Below are 21,058 nucleotides of genomic sequence, written 5' to 3' on the forward strand. Positions count from 1 at the left end.
GCCTTGTGTCGACTGAGAGGAAGCGACCTGCGATCGCCTCCGGCGCGACGAGCCTACCCCACTTCCTCGATCTTCACCTTGTCCGGATAGAAGGCGAGATGGCCGGAAATCTCCGTCATCGCGGGGAAGGGCGTCTCGTAGGTCCAGATCGCGTTGTCGAGCGTCTTGCCGTCGGCCTTGACGCTGTAATAGCTCGCGTCCCCTTTGTAGGGGCAATGGGTGACGCGGTCGGTGCGCTCCAGCACCGCCATGTTGGCGTCCTCCCGCGGCACATATTGCACCGCCGGATATTTGGCCTCCTTCAAGATCAGTGCCTTGCTGGTCTCGGCGATCACGATGTCGCCGGCCGTGACGCGGACGCGTCGGGGATTCTGGGTAATGGTGATGGGGTGGTCGGGCCCTGGAAGCTTCATGATTTCACGCCTTTTCGATCAATCTTGCGCGCGCGGCACTTTGTCGTGCCTTTATCCGGATGGGATCAGGGATATAGTGCCGGAATGCGTGACGTAGAAGGCCGTTCACGCTAAGTTTGGCCCTGCCGGTCCGGGGACCCCGGCAAGCGATTCGAAGCCGAGACAGGAGCAAGACCCGAATGCCCATGGACGCCCACGATATCGAGGCGATGATCAAGGCAGCGATCCCCGATGCCGAGGTGACGATCCGTGACCTCGCCGGCGATGGCGACCACTATGCCGCGACCGTGATCTCGGAATCCTTCCGCGGCAAGTCCCGCGTCCAGCAGCACCAGATCGTCTATCAGTCCTTGCAAGGCCAGATGGGCGGCGTGCTGCATGCGCTGGCGCTGCAAACCGGGGTACCGGGGGCCTGATCTGATCGCGTGACGGGGGGATGACGATGGCTGCGGACAATCCTCGCGGCGCGATGTTTCGCGTCATCGCTCCGAACCAGCACAGCCGTGTCACCAATGCCGAGCTGTTCTTCGACCTCGTCTTCGTCTTCGCCGTCACGCAGGTCTCGCATACGCTGCTGCACCATTTCACCCCGCTCGGCGCGGTGCACGTCACGGTGCTGTTCCTCGCGGTGTGGTGGGTATGGGTCTACACAGCCTGGGTCACCAACTGGCTCAATCCCGAGCTGACCCCGGTCCGCATCCTGATCTTCCTGATGATGCTGGGCGGCCTCGTGCTGTCGACCACGATCCCGACCGCGTTCGAGGGGCGGGGCCTGTGGTTCGCGATCGCCTACGCGACCATGCAGGTCGGACGCACCGCCTTCTGGCTGTTCGCGACCCCGCGCCATCGAACGGCCGTCCGGCACAACGCGATCCGCATTCTGGTCTGGCTCTCTGGCTCCGCGATCTTCTGGATCCTCGGCGGTCTCGCCCATGACGAGGCGCGGCTGTGGTTCTGGATCGCGGCGCTCGCGATCGAATACGTCTCGCCCGCGGTGCGCTTCTGGGTCCCGAAGCTCGGCTTCTCGTCGGTGGAGGCCTGGGCCGTCGAGGGCGGCCACATGGCCGAGCGCTGCGCCGGCTTCATCATCATCGCACTCGGAGAAGCCGTCGTCGTCAACGGCGCCACCTTTGCCGAACTGGACTGGACCGCGGACAACATCCTCGCCTTCGTCTCGGCGCTGGCCGGGGCCATCGCGATGTGGTGGGTCTATTTCCACAAGGGCGCGGAGGCCGGCTCCGAGCGGCTCTCGAAATCCACCGAATCCGGCCGGCTGGCACGGATGGCCTATACCTATCTGCACATGCCGATCGTCGCCGGCATCATCCTGACCGCGGTGTCGGACGAGCTGGTGCTGAAGCATCCGACCGGCCATTCCGATATCAGGACCATCGTGAGCACGGTCGGTGGTCCCCTGGTGTTCCTGGTCGGCACCATCCTGTTCAAGCACGCGATCCGCGGCTTCCTCCAGCTCTCCCACGGCATCGGCATCATCCTGCTACTGGTGCTGTGGTGGTTCGCCGCCGATCTCTCGCCGCTCTGGCTGTCGGTCGCGTCGACCGTGATCATGATCGTGGTCGCTGTGTGGGAGTCGATGTCGCTGGGGTCGAAGCCGGAGGAGGCAGAGCAGCATTGAATTTGGAGCGGTCTGAGCGAGCGCCTCGTCCTTCGAGACGACCGCTGCGCGGTCTCCTCAGGATGAGGCTAATCGGCATAGGCGCCCGCTGAAACTGCTGCCGCGCGCGCCGTCCTCATCCTGAGAAGCCCGCCGAAGGCGGGCGTCTCGAAGGATGCGCCGCAGGAAAACGCTTTGAAATACATAGCTCCCCGGACGGCCAGTCGAGCGGGAAGCGCCGGAGCCTCTACTCCGCCGCCTCCAGCGCGTGCACCGAAAACATCTTCGCCGCGTCCGTCCAGCTTTCGCGCACCTGCCAGCCCGCGCCCTGCGCCAGCGCAGCAAAACGCTCGAGGCTGTACTTGTAGCTGTTCTCGGTGTGGATGCTCTCGCCGGGGCGGAACGAGAAGCTGGTGCCGAGCAGGCGCACGGTCTGGCTCTTCTTGCTGATCAGATGCATCTCGATCCGGTGCCGCTCGCGGTTGTAGATCGCGCGATGGGTGAAGGCGGACAGGTCGAAATTGCCGCCGAGCTCGCGGTTGATGCGCACGAGCACATTGAGGTTGAAGCGGGCGGTGACGCCGGCGGCATCGTTGTAGGCGTCGTGGAGGACGCGCTCTTCTTTCTCGAGGTCGGCGCCGATGATCATCTGCGCGCCCTTGCCCAGGATCTTGCGGGCGCTCTTCAGGAAGGCCTGCGCCTCATGCGGCTCGAAATTTCCGATGGTCGAGCCGGGGAAGAAGCCGACCTTGGGCATCGATGCGACGGCCTTGGGCAACTCGAACGGCGTGGTGAAGTCGGCCGCCACCGGATAGATGGCGAGCGTCGGGAAGTCCCGCTTCAGGCCGTTCGCCTGCGCCTTCAGGAAGTCGCCGGAGATGTCGACGGGTACATAGGCTGCGAACTTGCAGTGATCGAGCAGCAGGCGGACTTTCGTGGTTGCTCCAGCGCCGAACTCGACCAGTGCCGCATGCTGCGGAATGATCTTCGCGATCTCGCTGCCGCGCTCCTTCAGGATCGCAAGCTCGGTGCGCGTCGGGTAATATTCCGGCAGGCGCGTGATTGCCTCGAACAGCTCCGAGCCGGTCGCGTCGTAGAAATATTTCGGCGACAGCTTTTTCGGCTGCTGCGAGAGGTCCTCGATGGCCTCGCGGGCGAAAGCGGTGGTCTGCTCGTCGGGGAGATGGGCTTCGGCCAAAGCGCTGGCGTGCACATTCATGATACTCTCCTGAACGCGCTGTCCGGCGCGCATTTATCGTCGGATGAAAACTAGACGTAATCGGCGAGCCGCAGTCCGGTGAACTGCCAGCGATGGTGCGGATAGAAGAAATTGCGATAGGTAATACGGCTGTGGCCCTCGGGAGTTGCAAGCGAGGAGCCGCGCAGCACCAGTTGGTTGATCATGAACTTGCCGTTGTACTCCCCGAGCGCGCCTTCGATGGCGCGGTAGCCGGGGTAGGGCGAATATGAAGACCGCGTCCACTGCCAGACAATGCCGAAGGCGTCGTTGAGCTGGCCGGCACGCGCAGCAACCTCCCATTCCATCTCGGTCGGCAGATGCTTCCCAGCCCAGCGCGCAAACGCATCGGCCTCGTAATAGCTGACGTGGCAGACCGGCGCGTCCGGATCGACCGGCTTGAGGCTGGCGAGCGTCATCATGTGCCACTGGCCGTCGATCTCGCGCCAATGGCCGGGGGCGTCCCAGCCTTCGTTGTTGGCGGTGGCAAAGCCGTCCATCAGCCACAGCGTTGCGGTCCGGTAGCCACCGTCGCGCATGAAGGCGAGCCACTCGGCGTTGGTGACGAGATTGCGTGCGACCCTGACCGGACCGACGAGGGCGCGATGCGCCGGCTTCTCATTGTCGAAATGAAAACTGTCGTCGACATGACCGACGGTGTGGATACCCTCGTTCAGCGTCAGCCAATCCTCACCCGCGCGTGTCGAAGCCGGGAAGCGCCAGTCCGGATCATAGGCCGGCGGGATCGGGTTCTGCGCGAAAGCATGCAGGATGTCGGTGAACATCAATTCCTGATGCTGCTGCTCGTGATTGAGCCCGACCTCGACGAGCGGCGCGATCTCGCGAAGCTTGTCCGGGCCGACCTCGCGGAAGAATTTGACGACAGCCGCATCGACATATGTTCGATAAGCGCCGACCTGATCGGCGCTGGGACGGGTGATGTCGCCGCGGTGATTGCGGGAATGACGCGGGCCGGCGCTGACGTAATAGGAATTGAACAGGAAAGCGAAATCAGGGTGGAAGGGCCGGTAGCCAGGGGCGTGCTCGCCGAGCAGAAATTGCTCCCAGAACCAGGTGGTATGGGCCCGATGCCATTTCGTGGGGCTCGCATCCGGCATGGATTGAATCTGTTGGTCTTCGGGCGACAGCGGCTCGGCCCGGCGCTCGGTCTCGTTGCGGACGGCGAGAAATGCCTCTTCCAGCCCCTGGGCGAGGCCGCGCGGGTCGGCCGACGGTGACGAAAGCGGCGGGGTGGCCGTAGCGGAGGCTGATTTCGTCACGTTTTTCTCCAGACAGGACAAGAGAACGTTGTTGGCGTTGCCCGGTTCCAAAACCTGGGTTCGTCCTAGATAGGGGCTCCGTTACGGTATGAAAGTCCTCCCCGGCGATGATATTCGTGGCATCATGTAATGGGGCCGGCGTGGCCTGGACCGGCCCCAAGGGCTGTTCGCCGCCATTTTACTTTGGATGCACAACGGTTTGGGCTACATATATAGGCAGGTATCGGGTTAAATCGGCTGAGCCGGCCCGGAGTGATTGTTGAGGGCTCCGCCCCAGAAGGACACGGATATGAGCATCGCGGAATTCATCGCCAACGAAGTCAAGTCGAACGACGTGGTTCTGTTCATGAAGGGAACGCCGCAGTTTCCGCAGTGCGGTTTCTCCGGCCAGGTCGTCCAGATCCTCGACCACATCGGCGTTGGTTATAAGGGCCTCAACGTCCTCGAATCCGCCGAACTGCGTAACGGCATCAAGGAATATTCGAACTGGCCGACCATTCCGCAGCTCTATGTGAAGGGCGAGTTCGTCGGCGGCTGCGACATCATCCGTGAGATGTTCCAGGCCGGCGAACTGCAGCAGCTGCTCTCCGAGAAGGGCGTCGCCGTCGCGGCCTGACACGTGACCCAGCTGACGCGCCGCATTGGCGGCGCCGAGCTCGAGGTTATCGTCGCTGACATCACGACACTCGGCGTTGACGCCATCGTCAACGCCGCAAATTCGTCTCTCCTTGGCGGAGGCGGCGTTGATGGCGCAATCCACGACGCTGCCGGTCCCGAGCTTCTGGCCGAGTGCCGGACGCTCGGGGGATGTCCGACCGGCGATGCCAAGATCACGAAGGGCTACCGTCTGCGCGCGCGACATGTGATCCACGCAGTCGGCCCCGTCTGGCACGGCGGCAGCCGCGGCGAGGCGGATTCGCTGCGTTCCTGTTATCGCCGTGCGCTTGAGCTCTCCCAGGCCAATAGACTGAACTCTCTAGCCTTCTCCGCGATCTCGACCGGGGTATATCGCTTTCCGGCCGACCAGGCCGCGAAGATTGCGGTCCACACGACCATTGAAGCCCTGCCGGCTACGCCGCTGGTCACCCACGTCATATTCTGTTGTTTCTCGGAGACAAGCGCCGCGCTCCACACGGACGTTCTGGCGCGGTACAGCAGCCCTTGTGCCTGATGACGTGGTCAGTACACTCCGCTCGGCCACCTTCCGGGGAGGGGATATGAATTCACATTTCGGACTGCGTGCGTTGATTTGCGGCGCACTGGTGTCGCTGGGTGCGATGTCGCTCGCGCGCGCCGAAGGCACCTACGAGATTCCGGCCGGCGCGCATTTCAATCAGGACAAGCTCGCCAAGGTCAGCGAGTTCTTCAACAACGAGGTCGCGACCGGCAAGATCGCCGGCGCGACAGTGCTGATCAAGCAGCACGGCAAGCCGGTCTTCCGCGAAGCCTTCGGCGTGCAGGACGTGGTGAGCAAGGCGCCGATCACGGACCAGACCATCTTCCGCCTGTTCTCGATGAGCAAGGCGATCACCTCCGTCGTTGCGGTGCAGTTGATCGAGGACGGCAAGATCAAGCTCGACGATCCCGTCTCGAAATACATTCCGTCCTTCGCCAATGTGAAGGTCGGCGTCGAGAAGAAGGCCGACGACGGCACCAAGTCGCTCGAACTCGCGCCGCTGAGCCGGCCGATGACGGTGAAGGATCTGATGACGCACACGTCTGGCGTCACCTATGGCTTCTACGGCGACAGCCTGGTCCGCAAGGCCTATCGCGACGCCAAGATCTATGACGGCGATTTCGATCTCGCCGAGTTCGCCGAGCGCATCGCAAAACTGCCGTTGCACAACCAGCCGGGCGCGCTGTGGCAATACGGCCATTCCACCGACATTCTGGCGCGAGTCATGGAGGTCGCAACCGGCAAGCCGCTGCTCGAGATCGAGCGGGAGAAGCTGCTCGATCCGCTCGGCATGGTCGACACCGGCTTCTTCGTCACCGGGCCCGAGAAGCAGAAGCTTCTGGCGCAGCCGGTGCCGAATGACGCCGATTTTCGTGTCGGCCGGATCAATGATCCGACGGTTGTCAAAAAGATTCAATTCGCCAGCGGCGGCATGGTTACGACCATGGCGGACTATGAGCGCTTTGCGCAGATGCTGCTCAATGGCGGCAGCCTCGACGGCAAGACCATCCTCAAGCCCGAGACGTTCAAGCTGATGGTGACCGACCAGGTCGGCCCGACCTCGGGGGTCAGTCGCGACTATTTCTATTTCCCCGGCGACGGGTTCGGCTTCGGCCTCGGCCTTGCGGTCCGCACCGATCCCGGCAACGCCAAGCCGCCGCCGCCCGGCGATCTCGGGGAATTGAAGTGGGACGGCGCCTCCGGTTGCTATTTCGTCATCGACCCCAAGCAGGACATGTTCTTCGTGCTGCTGGAGCAGACCCCGACCGAGCGCCAGCGCGTGCAGCGGACATTGAAGCAGTTGGTTTATGAAGCAATGGAGAAGTGACATGTTCGGGCGCCGCGCGCTGATCGCGGCGCTCGTTCTTTTGTTCGGTGCAGGTGGTGCGCAGGCGGGCTCCGAGGGGCGCGCCCACACTTTCTCGCCAGAAGGTCTGGCAAAGGTTTCCGACTACATCAGGAGCGAGGTCGCAGCCGGCACCTTTCCGGGCGCGATCCTGCTGCTCCAGCAGCACGGCAAGCCGGTCTATTACGAGAATTTCGGCGTCCGCGATGTCGCCACCGAGATCTCGATGAGCGCGGACACGATCTTCCGGCTCTATTCGATGTCGAAGCCGGTCACGACAGTCATGGCGATGATGCTGGTCGAGCAGGGCAAGCTCTCGCTCGATGATCCCGTCGCAAAGTACATTCCGGCCTTTGGCGCGATGAAGGTCGGTGTCGAGACGAAGGCCGAGGACGGCAAGGCTGCGCTGGCGCTGGAGCCGCTCAGTCGCCCCGTGACGATCGAGGATTTGATGCGCCACACTGCCGGGCTGCCCTACGGCTATTATGGCGGGGGCTTGGTGAACAAGCTCTATGCCGACGCCGGTCTCTTCGACAACAAAGCTTTGACCAACGCCGAACTCGTCGCGAAGATCACCACGCTTCCGCTCGCCGAACAGCCCGGCACGAACTGGGACTATGGCCACTCCACGGACGTGCTCGGCCGCATCGTCGAGGTCATATCGGGGAAATCGCTGTTCGCGTTCGAGAAGGAGCGGCTGCTCGATCCGCTCGGGATGACGGACACCGCATACTATGTCGCCGATCCTGCCAAGTGGCCGCGCATCGCCGAGCCGATGCCGCAGGATCGCGCGATCAGTCCGATGACGCAGGTCCGCGATCCCCGGAAACCGCTGAGGTGGGAGTCGGGCGGCGGCGGCCTTGTCGGTACGGTCGGTGACTACGCGCGCTTCTCGCAGATGCTGCTCAACGGCGGCAGCTATGAAGGCCGGCGCTATCTCAAGCCGGAGACCATCGCGCTGATGGCGTCGGATCATATCGGCCCCGCGACGAAGATCGCGCGCGATCAGAATTACTATCCGGGCGGAAGCTCCGGCTTCGGCCTCGGTTTCGCGGTGCGCACCTCGGTGCCATCAGGGACATCGTGGCCGCTTGGCGAATATCGCTGGGACGGCGTCGGCGGCACCTTCTTCTTCATCGATCCCGAAGACGATCTGTTCGGGATCTTCATGGTGCAGACCCCGTCGCAGCGCGGCCGGATTCAGCTCGCGTTGAAGACGCTGATCTATCAGGCGATGGGGCGGTAGCTAGCCGCCTTCGTAGCCCGGATGGAGCCAACGGGTCGGCGCGAAGCGCCGCCCGATGACAGGCTCCGCGCAATCCGGGAACATCTTTCCGCGAGGCGAGGACCCCGGATTTCGCTGCGCTCCATCCGGGCTACGGACTTACGCCCCGCGCACGATCTCGCGCACGTACCCGATCGTTTCCTCGACCTGGGCCGCATTGACGTCGAGATGGGTGCAGGCGCGGATGCGGCCGTCCATCATCGCGAGCGTCACGCCGCGCTGGCGCAGTGCGGCGACCATCTTGTCGCCGGCAATTCCGGCGCCATCAGGCTTGAAGAACACGAGATTGGTCTCGGGCTCCTGCACCTCGACGCCTGCGATCTGCGACAGGCCGCGGGCGAGCGCGCGCGCGTTGGCGTGGTCGTCGGCGAGACGGTCGACGTGATGGTCGAGCGCGTAGATGCAGGCGGCCGCGCAGACGCCGGCTTGCCGCATTGAGCCGCCGAGGCGCTGTTTCCACTGCCAGACCGCGTCGATGAAGGCGCGCGAGCCCGCCAGCACGCCGCCGATCGGCGCGCCCAGGCCTTTGGAGAAATCGATCCACGCCGAATCCCACCCCGCCGTCATGTCGCGCGGGGAGATGCCGCTTGCGACGGTGGCGTTGAGCAGGCGCGCACCGTCCATGTGGGTGACGAGGCCGTGCTGCTTGGCGATCGCGACGATCTCGTCGAGCGCTGCCTTCTTCCAGATCGTGCCGCCGCCGATATTGGCGGTCTGCTCGACGCTGACGACGGTCTGCGGCGGCTGGTAGCGCGTCCGCGGATGCAGTGCCTTGCGAAAGGTCTCCGGCGTGAACTGGCCGTCGGGTCCCTTGAGCTGGGTCACCTGGAAGCCGCCGATCGCGGCATGCGCGCCGCCCTCGCGGGCGATGATGTGCGCGCTCTCGTGGGCGAGGATCTCGTCGCCGGGACGGCAATGCACCAGCGTCGCGGTGACGTTGCACATCGTGCCTGAGGGCATGTAGACCGCGGCTTCCTTGCCGAGCAGCGCGGCGACGCGCTCGCACAGTGCGTTCACGGTCGGATCGTCGCCGAGCTGCTCGTCGCCGACCTCCGCTCGCGCCATCGCCTCGCGCATCGCAGCCGTCGGCTTGGTCTGCGTGTCCGAAAGCAGATTGATGCGCACCGGCGGCGCCTTGGGATCGATCGGGGGAGGGGTATAGAGCATCAACTTGCTCCCTGAGGGGAATGGCACTCGCTCGCGGTCAGCGAGCTCTGGGTGGACGCCGGGCGGCGTGACGAAACCGCATAATAACGATTTCTGTCTCGGTCACACGATAATCGATCAGATAGGGATAAGGGTTGACCGGCAAGCGACGGACGTATGCACGCGTAGTCGTTCGCCCTGCGTGGGGGTAGGTCTCTAGCAATGCTATGAGAGCGACAATGCGGCCGCGCACGTGGCCCGCGCCTTGGGGCGAGTGCGCCTGATGTAGGTCAGAATTTGGTCGATTTGGGCGAGCGCCCGCTTCGTATAGCGGACCTTTACAGCCCGTGCTTAGCCCACATCGCGCGGACTTCGTCGGCGCTGGCCAGCTCGCCGCGGGCGATTTCGGCTTCGGCCTCGGCGAGATCTGCCTCTTCCGCCGCCGTCAGCTCGATTGGTGGCTGATCGACCCCGGCAAGCTCAAGCAGGGTCCGCGCCAGTTCGTCCTGCTCTGAATCGGGCAGCCCGGAAACTTTGCTGAAGGCCTCTTCCAGAAGACGAGTCATGCTCAACTCCGCGATGTGCAATCATAGCACAGATGGCCTGTGGGAATCGCCGGCTCAAACAAAAAGGCCCCGGTGAACCGGGGCCTTTGAATGTCGTTCTGCCGAACTATCAGCGCGAATAGAATTCGACGACCAGATGCGGCTCCATCTGCACCGGGAACGGCACGTCGGAGAGGCCGGGGATGCGCACATACTTGGCGGTCATCTTGCCGTGGTCGACTTCGAGATAGTCGGGGGTGTCGCGCTCGGGGAGCTGGCTGGCTTCGAGCACGTGGGCGAGCTGCTTGGAGGCTTCCTTGACCTCGATCACGTCGCCGATCTTGAGCTGGTAGCTCGAGATGTTCACCTTGCGGCCGTTCACCTTGACGTGGCCGTGGTTGATGAACTGGCGCGCGGCGAAGATCGTGGAGACGAACTTGGCGCGGTACACGACCGCGTCGAGACGACGCTCCAGGAGACCGATCAGGTTCTCGCCGGTGTCACCCTTGAGGCGGCTCGCCTCGACATAGATGCCGTGGAACTGACGCTCGGAAATGTTGGCGTAGTAGCCCTTCAGCTTCTGCTTGGCGCGCAGCTGCACGCCGAAGTCGGAGAGCTTGCCCTTGCGGCGCTGGCCGTGCTGGCCGGGGCCGTACTCGCGGCGGTTGACGGGGCTCTTCGGGCGGCCCCAGATGTTCTGGCCCATACGGCGATCGAGTTTGTACTTCGCCTCACTGCGCTTAGTCATCGCGTCCTCTTCAGGTACATGGTTTGAGGAAACGCGCCCTCCTGTGTGACGGGCTGGGCCCGGCACTGACAGGTCCGATCCCCAAAGCTTAAGGGAGAGGACCACGGGTCGCGAAACGCTTCGCGGGCCGAAATCGGCCCGCGAGCAGGCGGCTTTTAGGTGAGTTTGGGCCGTTCTGTCAATGCGAATAGCCCCGAAATCATGTCCGGACCGCCCGGATCGGCTTCGGCCCGGCCGCGCGCAATTCGGCAGCGATTTCAGTGTTAAGGACCTGTTCCAGCCGGGTCAGGACCCGGGCAATGGGGGCGGCGTCGGTGACCCGGTGGTCCCAGCGGATCACGACATGGATGGTCTGGTCGCCCTCGACCACCCCATAGCTGACGATGAACGGGCCCGGCGTGATGGGATGGAGCTCGCCGCCGCCATAGGCAGCCACCGAGCTCACGGCAAAACTGCCGAACCAGTTGCCGCGCTGCCGGCCGAAATTCAGCCCGACCGCCCAGCACAGCCGCCGCAGCGGCAGCGGCAGGCGGCCCGCATGACCTTGCGGAACATGGGAACCTCTTCGACCGGGGCCGTCTTGGCACGCCGGATTTCGGCGTCCACCGCGGCCAGCGCCATGGCTTCGGGAGCCGCGATTCGCTGCGGCATCACGCATTCCTCGCCGTCTTGGACCCGGGCGATCGCCACCGACGCCACGCTATTGGGCAGCTCGTAGAGCATCGGCCAGGGCCATTTGGCGTAGACGGTGCGCAGGACCGGCTCGTCCCTGGCGACCAGGGCAAAGGCCTTGACGAACATTGCGGCCCAGCCGGAGGGCGCCATCGCTCCGGCACGCGCCTCCAGCAGGGGGCGGATATTGAGGGGGCGGGAGAGCGAGACGAATGGCACGTCCATCGACGCCCGCATGAGGTCGCAAATCAGGCGGCGCGGCAGCGAAATGGTCTTGGGCGTCCCGCGCATGGGTCTTTCGGTTCCTGCGGACTAAAATATGTGCAGTGAGCGGGTGGCCCGCTCGCCGCGTGCTCTAGCACGAACCAACCCGCCTGGGGCCGGTCGGTTTGCCGCATCAGGGCGCCGGCGAGGCCAGCGGCTTGGTCTTGTCGACGATATAAACTCCAAGCACTTTCATGGTCTTGTCGCCATGAGCCTTGGCGTCGTGCACGACGCCTGCCGGGATCTGGTAGGAATCCCCGGCTTTCAGGGTTTTCTCCGGCTGGCCGTCGATGAGGAGATTCAGCTCGCCTTCGAGCACGTAGCCGGTTTCGACCCCAGGATGGGTATGGCGTCCGGCCGCGCCGCCCGCCGGGACCTCTGCGATGGCGGTGACGGTGTTGTAGCCGTCGGGAAATTCGACCTTCTGCAGTGGGGTCCGCTTGATGCCGGTCTGCTGGGCGAAGGCCGCAACGGCGAGGCTGGTGAAGGCGAGAGCGAGCAAAGTCTTTTTGAGCATGGTTCTTCCTCCCTGGAACCGCCGACCCTAGCAGCGTCGCAGTTCCCGGCAAGGCCGCGATCGGCTCGTTCAGCGCTTGATTCCCTCGAACGCCGCCATGATGCCGCGCTGGAACAGCGACCAGTCGAAACCCAGCGCGATCGCGCGATAACCGCGGTCGACCAGGGCGTTGGCCTGGTCTGCGGTGCGGGCGACGCCGCCGATCGGCACGCCGCTTTTGAGGATGCCGGCCTCGGCGCGGGCGACCAGCTCCAGCAATTCCGGATCGTCCATCTGCCCGCGCTTGTTGATGGACGTCGCGAGATCGCCGGGGCCGATCACCGCGACGTCGATGCCCGGCGTCGCCATGATCTCGTCGATGCGATTGACGGCCTCGACATGCTCGATGGTGATCATGCAGATCATCTCGTCGTCGGCACCGGCCATGTAGTCCGGCATCGACTGGCCCCAGCGGAACGGCGCGTGGAACGGACCCCAGAGACGATCGCCGCGCGGCGGATAGCGCACGCTGCGCACCGCCTTCTCGGCTTCGGCGCGATTGGTGATCATCGGGAAATTGATGCCGAAGGCGCCGATGTCCATCGGCGCTTTCGCAAGCCACGGCTCGTTAGCCGCGATCCGCACCAGGGGCGTGCATGGCGTGCCTGTCGTGGCCGCAATCATCGCATGCGCTTCGGTCAAGCCAATCGGGCCATGCTCGAGATCGACGATGATCCAGTCGAGCGAGCGCGCCATGATCTGTACGGTCTGCACGCTCGGGATTGTCGCGATTGCGCCGAAGGCGGGGCGCCCTTCGCTCCACAATTGGCGGAGGCGATTGAGCGGCGTTGCGGGGACCGGCATGGGGATGAACCTGCGAAGATGGCGACGGCGAAACCTAGCAGCGCGCCGTCGAGGCGCAAGGTCAGACCAGTGCGCGTCCGCCGAAGAACGGCGTCAGCGTGGCCGAAAGCCCATGCACGCGGTTCGAGGTGAAGATCATCTCGGCGCCGGACTGCGCGATGCCGCCGATTTGCGCGCCGAGCAGGTCGGAGACGCGGCGGGCGATGGCGGGCGCGGGGTCAATCCATTCGACCGGCCAGGGCGCGAGCGTCTTCATCCGGTCGAGCAGCAGCGGATAGTGCGTGCAGGCGAGCACCACGGTGTCGGTGCGCGATGTCGCGTCCGCGGGATCACCGACGAAGCAGGGGGCGAGTTCGGCGAGGATGTCGCCGTCGCTGATCGGATGGCCGCTGAGCGCGGCTTCTGCCAGCGAGGCGAGCTCGGGCGAGCCGACCAATGTCACCTCGCAACCCAGCGCGAAATCGCGGATCAGCGCCTTGGTGTATTCGCGCTTCACCGTGCCCTTGGTGCCGAGCACCGAGACGCGGCGGCTCTTCGACTGCGCGCAGGCGGGCTTGATCGCCGGCACGGTGCCGACGAAGGGCAGGGAATAAGCGGCGCGCAAGTGAGATAGGACCAGGGTGGACGCCGTGTTGCAGGCGATGACGACGAGGTCAGGATCGTGCGTGCCAATCAGTTCGCCCATCAGCGGCACGACACGGGCGATGATCTCGTCCTCGCTGTGGTGGCCATAGGGGAAGAAGGCATCGTCGGCGACATAGACAAAATGCGCGTCCGTGCGCGCGGCCACGACCTCGCGGAGCACCGTGAGTCCGCCAAGGCCGGAATCGAACACCAGGATCGTCGGGGAATAGGTCACGTCGCTACCTTAAGGGCACCATGGTTACCATTCGGTTTTTGGGGCGGTTTTGCGGCGGGGCCGCTTGGGACCAATTTGGAACGATTCAATTTCACGGTTGCCGCAAGTTCCCGCTATCAGCAGCTGCGCTGCGGACGGGGACATATCCGCAAAACTCCGGAGAGCCGATATGATCAGAAATACCAGTAACGGCTGGGGCAGCGTTTCCCGGTGGCTGCACTGGATTTTGGCGCTGGCCATCCTCGCCATGATCGGCTTCGGCTGGTGGATGAACCACATCCCGGCGCGTCCCGACCGCTTCTTTTACCGCTCGATCCACGCCGATATCGGCTATGTGATCCTGCTGCTGACCGTGCTGCGCCTGGTCTGGCGCGCCGTCAACCCGACGCCCGCGATGCCGCCTGAAACCTCGCGCTGGCAGAAGATCGCGGCCCATGTCAGCCACGGCGCGCTCTATCTCGTGGTCATCCTGGTCGCGATGCTGGGCTGGGCGCATTCCGGCGCGCGTACGCCGGATTATTCCGATTTCTTCGGCCTGTTTCACGTGCCGCAATTCACCTCTCCCGACCGTGCGGCGGCGGGCGCCTATGAGGACCGCCACATCCTCTTTGCCTATGTGCTGCTGGCGCTGATCGCGATTCACGTGATCGCTGCCCTCTGGCACCACTTCATCCGCCGCGACCGCGTCGTGGCGCGGATGGTGACGGACGAGGCGGGGTAGGTCTCGTGTCCCGGACGCGCTGCAGCGTGCAACGCTGCTGCGCAGAGCCGGGACCCAGGAGGCCACGGTACCGACCGCAACATGGGCCCCGGCTCTGCAGCGCATCACTTCGTGCTGCGCTGCGTCCGGGGCACGAGAGCAAAGTGTCAGGGCATGCTCTCTCCACCTCGTCATTGCGAGCGCAGCGAAGCAATCCAGAGTCTTTCGCGTGGCAGTCTGGATTGCTTCGCTGCGCTCGCAACGACGGGTTAAGATGCGGCGTCACGGCAGGTCCAACTCACGGTCGCAGGAGACGCCATGCTCACCGTTCACCATCTCGGCAAGTCGCAATCCGAGCGCATCGTCTGGCTCTGCGAGGAACTGGGAATTCCCTACGAACTGAAGCGCTACGCGCGCGATTCCGTCACCATGCTGGCGCCGCCCGACTACAAGGCGCTGCATCCGATCGGGAGTGCGCCCGTGATCACCGACGGCGACCTCGTGCTCGCCGAGTCCGGCGCCATCGTCGATTACATCATGGCCAAATACGGCGATGGACGCCTTGCGCTCCGCCCTGATCATCCTGATTTCGCGCAGTTCCTGTACTGGTTTCACTTCGCCAACGGTACGCTGCAGGCCGGCATGGGCCGGCTGATGATCCTGAACCGGCTCAAGCTCGCCGAGGACAATCCGATGCTGGTCGCGAGCAGAGGGCGTACCGACCGCGCCTTCGACCTGGTCGATGCGCGTGTTCGCGACGCCGAATATCTGGCGGGCGACACCTTCACCACCGCCGACATCATGATGGGCTTCTCGCTCACCACGATGCGCCACTTCCAGCCCTATGACCTGTCGCGCTGCCCGAATGTGATCAAATATCTCGGCCACGTCGGTGCCCGCCCGGCCTACCGGCGCGCGATGGAGAAGGGCGATCCGGGAATGGCGCTGCTGCTGAGCTGAGCCGCGGCGCCGGTTCACGCGATCCGGTTCGTGGTCGTTGACCGCTCGCTCGCCAGCTGCTTCTGCAAGCGGTCGATGTTTTGCAGCAGGCGCTGGCTGGTCAGCACCAGGAAGTAATAGCCGAACTGCGGGTCCTGAAAATAGATCTCGAGCAAGCGGTCATAGGTGATCGTCAGCACCTGTCCGTCCTCGACGCATTCGATCGTTCCGGTGCGCCGGTTGTCCGGCGTGAGGAAGCCGAGCTCTCCCATGAGAGCTCCGGGCCCGATCTCGACATTGATCTCCTTGACCAGGAACTTGCCGGTGACCGTGAGGAGCATCTCCTTGGCGGGATCGCCCAGTTTGAAGAGCGTATCGCCACTGCGATATCTGCGCTCGGTCATGAACGGCTTGAGCCACTCGATCGACATGTCGCCTTCGGCCGCATGACGCGCCTTCTTGACGAGCTTGAGCATCTGCCGCAGGCGCAGGGCGTTGATCGGAAGCAGCAGCAGATAGAGGAGGAAGGTCGAGACGTTGGCCGAGAGCGCGCCGAAAACGGCGAAGAACGCACAGCCGACCATGTTGGCGACGCGCAGCGGCACCATCGTCCGCATCAGGAGGGTGGCGACGAAGAAGCCGGCGCCGACCGCGGCGAACAGATTGGCCAGCGTAATGTTTTGGACAAAGATCTCCAGCAACCGGTTGAAGATCGCGTCGTAGGTGACGTTGTTGGGATCGAGGCCCATCTGGACCAGGATCTTTGCGATCCTGAGGTTGTCCGTCGCCGCATCGAGAATGCGGTCGAGGATCGAGGAAATGTCTGCGCTGCCGGACGGCATGTACTAACCCCGCGTAAGGCCTTCAGTCCTGGTCGGTATGCTCGACACGTATAGCCGAAATCGAATGACGACCGCTTGAAATGAAGCCTTCGGCCGCCATGCCGCAAGAGGCAAATTTTAGCCTGATCGGGCGTTTCGGCAATTGCCCGTTGGTTGTGCGCATGGCCGTCGCGCGCCCGTGATTCGGGGCCCCCGGGGCGCGGGCTTCGGCGTCGTGGACCGTGGCGCCCCGACGGGGCGGGGCGCAGGGCGACCAGCCTTACGGCTTGGCGGCGGGCTGCACGACCTGCTGCTCGACGAGGTCGAGGTGCCCCGGCAGCGAACCGGCGCGCAGCAGCATCGCGACGCTATTGGCTTCCTCCAGGGTGAAATTGCCGGAGATCTGGCCGGAGCCGCCGGTGATGGGCTCGCGGATCACGGGGGCGGAGATCACCTTGCCGTCGAGCACGATGGCGAAGGGCCTTCCGATGTTCTCCTCGGTGACGTGGGCAAAGCGCCGCGTGCCGCGGCCGTTGAAGCGGAACGAGGCGATCGGGTCTTTCGTGCCGCTGGCAAATCCCGGGCCGGCATAGCTGATGTCGTCGCCGTCGAGCGCGCTGTCCTTGGCGACCAGGTAATGGCGCTCGTCCTTGAAGCCGGGCAGGACTTCGGTGCCCGTGGGCGGCGTGCCGGATTGCGCCTGCTCCGCCGGCATCGAGACGTCGATCAGGCGGAAGCTGACCTTGACCTTCCTGGCGAAGACCGCGGTCACGCGGGCGGGCTCCATCATGCCCGGGATGAAAATGCGGATGCGATCCGTACCATCCGGCAGGACACTGGCGAGGTTGATGCCGGCATCCTTGAGGCGCTGCTCGATCATGGCGATGGAATCTTCAACGAGATCGCGCAGCCGGGCCGCGGATGCGGCATCGGTCGGCGCGAGCCTGACCAGTCCGTCGCCGCCATCGGTCACCGTGAGCGCGTGCGATGGCAATCCCTCCGCGGCCGACGCGAGCTTGCGTGCGAGCTGCTCGCGGCCCTTGGCATCCGCGATCTTCACCTCCACGCCGGCGTCGCGGATCGCAAGACCGGAGAAGGCGATCTTGCCCTCGCGCAGGGTCTTGTAGACATCGTCGCGCAAATCCGTGACGACGCTCTCGCGCAAGCCGTCGGTATCGACCCTGTAGACGACGCGCGAGCCGCCCAGCTTCTCCATCTTGTCGGCGACGAAGGCGGCGATCCTGGCACGCATCTTGTCGAACTGGCCGTCCTCGGCGCGCGCCGCGCGCGGCAGGACGATCGCCGAAGTCATGATCGCTGAAGTCATGATCGCCGAGGTCACGGCGAGCGCGACAATCAGCCGTGTGATGCGGTGCCGCGGGGGCGTGGTCATGATTTCCTCAAGTCTTGCGGCAGGACGCTGGCAGGGGAGTCCGATGCATGTTCTTGGTCCCCGGATCGGGCGGGGAGGTTCAATGGCCTCGAAGACGCGTGCTACGGCCGTAGCCGTTCGGCCATGGACGAACGCTCAATCATCCATCATTCTGTCGGCGCTCGACCGGCTATCGGCCGAGGCCTCGCCGACCAAAATGTCAAAAGACAGGGGGCGGGGAAATGCATCTGAGGGAGGACGGAATTCCATGGCGGGCATCCACGCGCTCGATCGGTTCATCGGCAACGACTATCCGGACTTCGCGACGGACGCAGAGGTCCGGGCCTTCGAGCAGGTCCCTTACGCCGATCGCGTCGCGGCCGAGAGCACCTATGACGCCATCAGGCTCGGTGCGGCGCGCAACCCCGACGGTGCGGCGATCCAGTTCCTGCAAAACGCCGATCCGGCCGATACGCCTGTGATGGTCACCTATCGCGATTTCGTCGCGCGCGTCACGCAGGCCGCCAACATGTTTCACGCGCTCGGCGTCGAGAAGGGCGATGTCGTCAGCTTCATGCTGCCGCTGGTGCCCGACGCCTTCGTGACGCTGTTCGGCGCCGAGGCCGCGGGCATCGCCAATCCCGTCAATCCGCTGCTCGAGCCGCACCAGATCGCGGAGATCCTTGAGGCCGCGAACACCAAGGTCCTGGTTGCGCTCGGGCCGATGCCGGGCACCGACATCTGGCAGAAGGTCGAGCAGATCCGTCCGCAGCTGAAACATCTCAAGACGGTCGTGCAGGTGTTCGGCGGAGGCGATCCGGACAAGGGCATCTTCGCCTTCAACGACCTGATCAAGCAGCAGCCGTCCGACCGGCTTATCAGCGGGCGCAAGATTCTGGGTGGCGACATCGCGGCCTATTTCCACACCGGCGGCACCACCGGCACGCCGAAGCTCGTGCGGCACACCCACGCCAATCAGGTCTATCAGGCCTGGGCGCTCAATCTGCTGCTGAAGTCGAAGCCCGGCGCCAACATGCTGTTCGGCATGCCGCTATTCCACGTCGGGGGATCGCTGACGCAGGTGTTGCTGACGCTGTCCGCCGGCGGCTCATTGGTCGTGCTGTCGCCGAGCGGCTGGCGCAACCCGAATTCGGTGAAGAACATCTGGGGGCTGGTGGAGCGCTTCAAGCCCGAGGCGCTGTCGAGCGTGCCGACGGTGCTGGCGGCGACGCTTGCGGTGCCGCAAGGCAATGCGGATATCTCCAGCCTGAAATATGCCGCCGGCGGCGGCTCGGCGATTCCCGTCGCCGTCGGCTCGGCGATCCAGGAGAAGCTGAAGCTGCCGGTGGTCGAGGTCTACGGCATGACCGAGACCTCGAGCGTGCACACGCTCGCTTATCCCAGCCGGCCGATCCGGCTCGGCTCGGTTGGCCTTCCCATGCCTTACGCGCGCGTGCGCATCGTGCAGCTCGATGCCGACGGCCGCCTGATCCGCGATTGCGCAGCCGACGAGATCGGCGTCGTCATCATGGCCGGGCCCGGCGTGTTCGGCGGCTATCTCAACGACGAGCACAACGAGGGCGCGTTCGTCGACGAGGTCTGGGTCAACTCCGGCGACCTCGGGCGTCTCGATGCCGACGGCTACCTCTGGATCACCGGCCGCGCCAAGGATCTCGTGATCCGCGGCGGGCACAATATCGATCCCGCGCCGATCGAGGAGATCATGTTTCGCCATCCCGCCGTCGGCTTCGCCGCCGTGGTTGGCCAGCCCGACGCCTATGCGGGCGAGCTGCCGGTCGGTTACGTGCAACTGAAGCCGGGCGCGACCGTTCAGCCGGGCGAGCTCGAGTCCTGGGTGCGCGAGCGGACGCCGGAACGCGCCGCCGTTCCGGTGCAGGTCATTCCGATCGACCCGATGCCGGTGACCGGCGTCGGCAAGGTGTTCAAGCCACAGTTGCGCTGGGATGCCGCGCAGCGCGTGTTCGCCAAGGTGCTGTCGCCGCTCACTGAGCGCGGCATCGACTGCAAGGTGAAGGTCGGCGCGCATGGCAGCCACGGCTCGATTGCCACTGTGACGCTCGCGGGCCTGCCGGCAGACCAGCGCGAACTCGTCGCTGGCGAGGTGCACACGCTACTCGATCCGTTCGTGATGCGGCACGAGGTGGTGCAGGCGTAGGTAAGGGCACGCGAGGCTTGCGCGCCTCGCCGCGAGCGCGCATCATCCTCTCAAAAAATGGGGGGAAGCCGATGCCTGAACTCTCTCGCCGCCGTCACCTTCAACAATTGTCGGCCGTGTTCGGATCCGCTGCGCTGTCCGGATTGTCACGGCCGGTATGGGCGTCAGAGCCGGACATTCCGCCGGAGGGCATCGGCAAGGGCATCAAGCATATCTCGTACAGCGATGTCGGCGGCCGGCCCGACACCGTGCAGGTGATGTTCAACCGGCAGCACGTCTATGTCGGACACATGTTCAGCGACGGCGTGACGATCCTGGACGCATCCGATCCGCGCGCACTGAAACCGGTCAATTTCTTCACTGCCGGGCAATACACCCGCACCCACCATCTGCAGGTGGCGGAAGACCTGCTGCTGCTTGCGAACGGCGCCAACATCGTCGCGATGCAGTCCTACGACAGCATGCGCGGCTATTTCGAGAATTCGCTCGCCGAAAGCATCACCAAGGCCAAGAAATTCCGCTCCGGCCTGTCGATTCACGACATCTCGAAACCGGGCGAGATGCGCGAGGTCGCGTTCCTCGAAATGCCGGGCTTCGGCATCAACCGGCTGTGGTGGCCCGGCGGCCGCTATGCCTATGTGTCGGCGCATTTCGACGGCTTCACCGACCACATCCTTTGCGTGGTCGATCTCAAGACCATCACCAAGCCGGAGATCGTCGCGAAATGGTGGCTGCCGGGCATGAACCGCGCAGCCGGCGAGCCGGCGACGCCCAAGGGCAAGCGCTTTGCGCTGCATCACATGATCACGGCGGGCGATCGCGGCTATGCCGCCTGGCGCGACGGCGGCTTCACCATCCACGACATCGGCGATCCCGCCAATCCGAAGCTGCTCTCGCACATCAACTGGTCGCCGCCCTTCTCCGGCGGCACGCATACGCCGCTGCCGTTGCCCAAGCGTCAGCTCGCCATCGTCGCGGATGAAGCCAATGCGGATCAATGCGCCAAGGGCCTGTTTCATACATTCGTGCTTGACGTGCGCGCGCCGCAAAATCCGGTGCCGATCGCGACGCTGCCGACGCCACGCGATCGCGACTTCTGTGCGA

Annotated in this window: 22 protein-coding genes and 1 pseudogene; 10 read left to right on the forward strand and 13 right to left on the reverse strand. The window is 64.5% G+C overall.

All coding sequences use genetic code 11. From position 1 onward, the window contains the following. Positions 1-53: 53 nt before the first annotated feature. Positions 54-413 (reverse strand): DUF427 domain-containing protein, encoded by a 360-nt coding sequence (locus AC1DW2_RS23165; protein ID WP_085404300.1) that lies wholly within the window; start codon positions 411-413, stop codon positions 54-56. 179 nt (positions 414-592) lie between these two features. On the opposite strand from AC1DW2_RS23165, the gene AC1DW2_RS23170 reads away from it, so the two are divergent. Continuing rightward, entirely contained in the window at positions 593-829 is a 237-nt protein-coding gene (locus AC1DW2_RS23170) for a BolA/IbaG family iron-sulfur metabolism protein (RefSeq protein ID WP_028147489.1), read from the forward strand. 26 nt (positions 830-855) lie between these two features. Beyond that, the gene (locus tag AC1DW2_RS23175) at positions 856-2,049 is read left to right on the forward strand and encodes a low temperature requirement protein A (protein WP_354130337.1); all 1,194 of its coding nucleotides are present in this window, start codon (positions 856-858) and stop codon (positions 2,047-2,049) included. 226 nt (positions 2,050-2,275) lie between these two features. Here AC1DW2_RS23175 and egtD read toward each other — a convergent pair whose 3' ends face one another. Further along, complete coding sequence (egtD, locus tag AC1DW2_RS23180; RefSeq protein WP_354218234.1) at positions 2,276-3,247, reverse strand: L-histidine N(alpha)-methyltransferase; 972 nt, start codon at positions 3,245-3,247, stop codon at positions 2,276-2,278. Positions 3,248-3,297: 50 nt separating this feature from the next. Beyond that, on the reverse strand, positions 3,298-4,596 hold the full coding sequence (gene egtB / locus AC1DW2_RS23185; RefSeq protein WP_354130335.1) for an ergothioneine biosynthesis protein EgtB: 1,299 nt from the start codon (positions 4,594-4,596) through the stop codon (positions 3,298-3,300). 238 nt (positions 4,597-4,834) lie between these two features. On the opposite strand from egtB, the gene grxD reads away from it, so the two are divergent. From grxD to AC1DW2_RS23205, 4 genes are read left to right on the forward strand one after another with little or no spacing between them, the layout of a single operon-like run. Then, on the forward strand, positions 4,835-5,161 hold the full coding sequence (gene grxD / locus AC1DW2_RS23190; RefSeq protein ID WP_354130334.1) for a Grx4 family monothiol glutaredoxin: 327 nt from the start codon (positions 4,835-4,837) through the stop codon (positions 5,159-5,161). Positions 5,162-5,164: 3 nt separating this feature from the next. Then, a complete protein-coding gene (locus tag AC1DW2_RS23195) occupies positions 5,165-5,716 on the forward strand; it encodes an O-acetyl-ADP-ribose deacetylase (RefSeq protein WP_208072079.1) in 552 nt (183 codons plus the stop codon). 46 nt (positions 5,717-5,762) lie between these two features. After that, positions 5,763-7,049, forward strand: a complete 1,287-nt coding sequence (locus AC1DW2_RS23200) for a serine hydrolase domain-containing protein (RefSeq protein WP_354130333.1) — start codon at positions 5,763-5,765, stop codon at positions 7,047-7,049. Position 7,050: 1 nt separating this feature from the next. Then, entirely contained in the window at positions 7,051-8,313 is a 1,263-nt protein-coding gene (locus AC1DW2_RS23205) for a serine hydrolase domain-containing protein (RefSeq protein ID WP_354130332.1), read from the forward strand. A gap of 138 nt (positions 8,314-8,451) precedes the next feature. Here the strand turns inward: AC1DW2_RS23205 and AC1DW2_RS23210 are convergent, their stop codons facing one another. The 8 genes and pseudogenes from AC1DW2_RS23210 to murI form a co-directional block, all read right to left on the reverse strand. After that, positions 8,452-9,519 carry a threonine aldolase family protein gene (locus AC1DW2_RS23210; RefSeq protein WP_354130331.1) on the reverse strand — a complete coding sequence of 356 codons (1,068 nt, stop codon included), beginning with the start codon at positions 9,517-9,519 and terminating at the stop codon, positions 8,452-8,454. Positions 9,520-9,556: 37 nt separating this feature from the next. Beyond that, positions 9,557-9,751 (reverse strand): type II toxin-antitoxin system RelE/ParE family toxin, encoded by a 195-nt coding sequence (locus AC1DW2_RS23215; protein ID WP_244623240.1) that lies wholly within the window; start codon positions 9,749-9,751, stop codon positions 9,557-9,559. A gap of 85 nt (positions 9,752-9,836) precedes the next feature. Beyond that, complete coding sequence (locus AC1DW2_RS23220) at positions 9,837-10,064, reverse strand: hypothetical protein (protein ID WP_135215423.1); 228 nt, start codon at positions 10,062-10,064, stop codon at positions 9,837-9,839. A 109-nt stretch (positions 10,065-10,173) separates the two neighbouring features. Next, a complete protein-coding gene (rpsD, locus tag AC1DW2_RS23225; RefSeq protein WP_071912408.1) occupies positions 10,174-10,791 on the reverse strand; it encodes a 30S ribosomal protein S4 in 618 nt (205 codons plus the stop codon). A gap of 199 nt (positions 10,792-10,990) precedes the next feature. Next, positions 10,991-11,754 (reverse strand): annotated as a pseudogene (locus AC1DW2_RS23230) (acyltransferase). Between the two features lie 106 nt (positions 11,755-11,860). Continuing rightward, on the reverse strand, positions 11,861-12,244 hold the full coding sequence (locus AC1DW2_RS23235) for a cupin domain-containing protein (protein ID WP_354130330.1): 384 nt from the start codon (positions 12,242-12,244) through the stop codon (positions 11,861-11,863). Positions 12,245-12,313: 69 nt separating this feature from the next. Beyond that, on the reverse strand, positions 12,314-13,087 hold the full coding sequence (locus AC1DW2_RS23240; RefSeq protein ID WP_028147477.1) for an HpcH/HpaI aldolase family protein: 774 nt from the start codon (positions 13,085-13,087) through the stop codon (positions 12,314-12,316). A 61-nt stretch (positions 13,088-13,148) separates the two neighbouring features. Then, positions 13,149-13,946 (reverse strand): glutamate racemase, encoded by a 798-nt coding sequence (murI, locus tag AC1DW2_RS23245; protein WP_354130329.1) that lies wholly within the window; start codon positions 13,944-13,946, stop codon positions 13,149-13,151. Positions 13,947-14,115: 169 nt separating this feature from the next. Between murI and AC1DW2_RS23250 the strand changes: the two genes are divergently transcribed. Together AC1DW2_RS23250 and AC1DW2_RS23255 are read left to right on the forward strand one after the other, a co-directional pair. Continuing rightward, positions 14,116-14,667 (forward strand): cytochrome b, encoded by a 552-nt coding sequence (locus AC1DW2_RS23250; protein ID WP_354130328.1) that lies wholly within the window; start codon positions 14,116-14,118, stop codon positions 14,665-14,667. Between the two features lie 297 nt (positions 14,668-14,964). Continuing rightward, the gene (locus tag AC1DW2_RS23255) at positions 14,965-15,606 is read left to right on the forward strand and encodes a glutathione S-transferase family protein (protein WP_354130327.1); all 642 of its coding nucleotides are present in this window, start codon (positions 14,965-14,967) and stop codon (positions 15,604-15,606) included. Between the two features lie 14 nt (positions 15,607-15,620). On the opposite strand, the gene AC1DW2_RS23260 is transcribed toward AC1DW2_RS23255, so the two are convergent. Both AC1DW2_RS23260 and AC1DW2_RS23265 read right to left on the reverse strand, forming a co-directional pair. Beyond that, on the reverse strand, positions 15,621-16,427 hold the full coding sequence (locus tag AC1DW2_RS23260) for a Crp/Fnr family transcriptional regulator (protein ID WP_071912420.1): 807 nt from the start codon (positions 16,425-16,427) through the stop codon (positions 15,621-15,623). A gap of 259 nt (positions 16,428-16,686) precedes the next feature. Then, positions 16,687-17,799, reverse strand: a complete 1,113-nt coding sequence (locus AC1DW2_RS23265; RefSeq protein WP_354130326.1) for a SecDF P1 head subdomain-containing protein — start codon at positions 17,797-17,799, stop codon at positions 16,687-16,689. A gap of 247 nt (positions 17,800-18,046) precedes the next feature. Here AC1DW2_RS23265 and AC1DW2_RS23270 point away from each other — a divergent pair, with 247 nt between their 5' ends. Both AC1DW2_RS23270 and AC1DW2_RS23275 read left to right on the forward strand, forming a co-directional pair. Next, on the forward strand, positions 18,047-19,954 hold the full coding sequence (locus tag AC1DW2_RS23270) for an acyl-CoA synthetase (RefSeq protein ID WP_477007186.1): 1,908 nt from the start codon (positions 18,047-18,049) through the stop codon (positions 19,952-19,954). Positions 19,955-20,025: 71 nt separating this feature from the next. Further along, on the forward strand, positions 20,026-21,058 hold a 1,033-nt coding region (locus AC1DW2_RS23275), incomplete at its 3' end, for an LVIVD repeat-containing protein (protein WP_477007187.1).

The organism is Bradyrhizobium sp. P3_C3 (genome assembly GCF_056402655.1).

Coding starts and splice junctions, on each gene's coding strand:
- AC1DW2_RS23165 (WP_085404300.1), bottom strand. CDS start 413: ATGAAGCTTCCAGGGCCCGACCACCCCATCACCATTACCCAGAATCCC.
- AC1DW2_RS23170 (WP_028147489.1), top strand. CDS start 593: ATGCCCATGGACGCCCACGATATCGAGGCGATGATCAAGGCAGCGATC.
- AC1DW2_RS23175 (WP_354130337.1), top strand. CDS start 856: ATGGCTGCGGACAATCCTCGCGGCGCGATGTTTCGCGTCATCGCTCCG.
- egtD (WP_354218234.1), bottom strand. CDS start 3,247: ATGAATGTGCACGCCAGCGCTTTGGCCGAAGCCCATCTCCCCGACGAG.
- grxD (WP_354130334.1), top strand. CDS start 4,835: ATGAGCATCGCGGAATTCATCGCCAACGAAGTCAAGTCGAACGACGTG.
- AC1DW2_RS23200 (WP_354130333.1), top strand. CDS start 5,763: ATGAATTCACATTTCGGACTGCGTGCGTTGATTTGCGGCGCACTGGTG.
- AC1DW2_RS23205 (WP_354130332.1), top strand. CDS start 7,051: ATGTTCGGGCGCCGCGCGCTGATCGCGGCGCTCGTTCTTTTGTTCGGT.
- AC1DW2_RS23210 (WP_354130331.1), bottom strand. CDS start 9,519: ATGCTCTATACCCCTCCCCCGATCGATCCCAAGGCGCCGCCGGTGCGC.
- AC1DW2_RS23220 (WP_135215423.1), bottom strand. CDS start 10,064: ATGACTCGTCTTCTGGAAGAGGCCTTCAGCAAAGTTTCCGGGCTGCCC.
- rpsD (WP_071912408.1), bottom strand. CDS start 10,791: ATGACTAAGCGCAGTGAGGCGAAGTACAAACTCGATCGCCGTATGGGC.
- AC1DW2_RS23235 (WP_354130330.1), bottom strand. CDS start 12,244: ATGCTCAAAAAGACTTTGCTCGCTCTCGCCTTCACCAGCCTCGCCGTT.
- AC1DW2_RS23240 (WP_028147477.1), bottom strand. CDS start 13,087: ATGCCGGTCCCCGCAACGCCGCTCAATCGCCTCCGCCAATTGTGGAGC.
- AC1DW2_RS23250 (WP_354130328.1), top strand. CDS start 14,116: ATGATCAGAAATACCAGTAACGGCTGGGGCAGCGTTTCCCGGTGGCTG.
- AC1DW2_RS23255 (WP_354130327.1), top strand. CDS start 14,965: ATGCTCACCGTTCACCATCTCGGCAAGTCGCAATCCGAGCGCATCGTC.
- AC1DW2_RS23260 (WP_071912420.1), bottom strand. CDS start 16,427: ATGCCGTCCGGCAGCGCAGACATTTCCTCGATCCTCGACCGCATTCTC.
- AC1DW2_RS23265 (WP_354130326.1), bottom strand. CDS start 17,799: ATGACCACGCCCCCGCGGCACCGCATCACACGGCTGATTGTCGCGCTC.
- AC1DW2_RS23270 (WP_477007186.1), top strand. CDS start 18,047: ATGGCGGGCATCCACGCGCTCGATCGGTTCATCGGCAACGACTATCCG.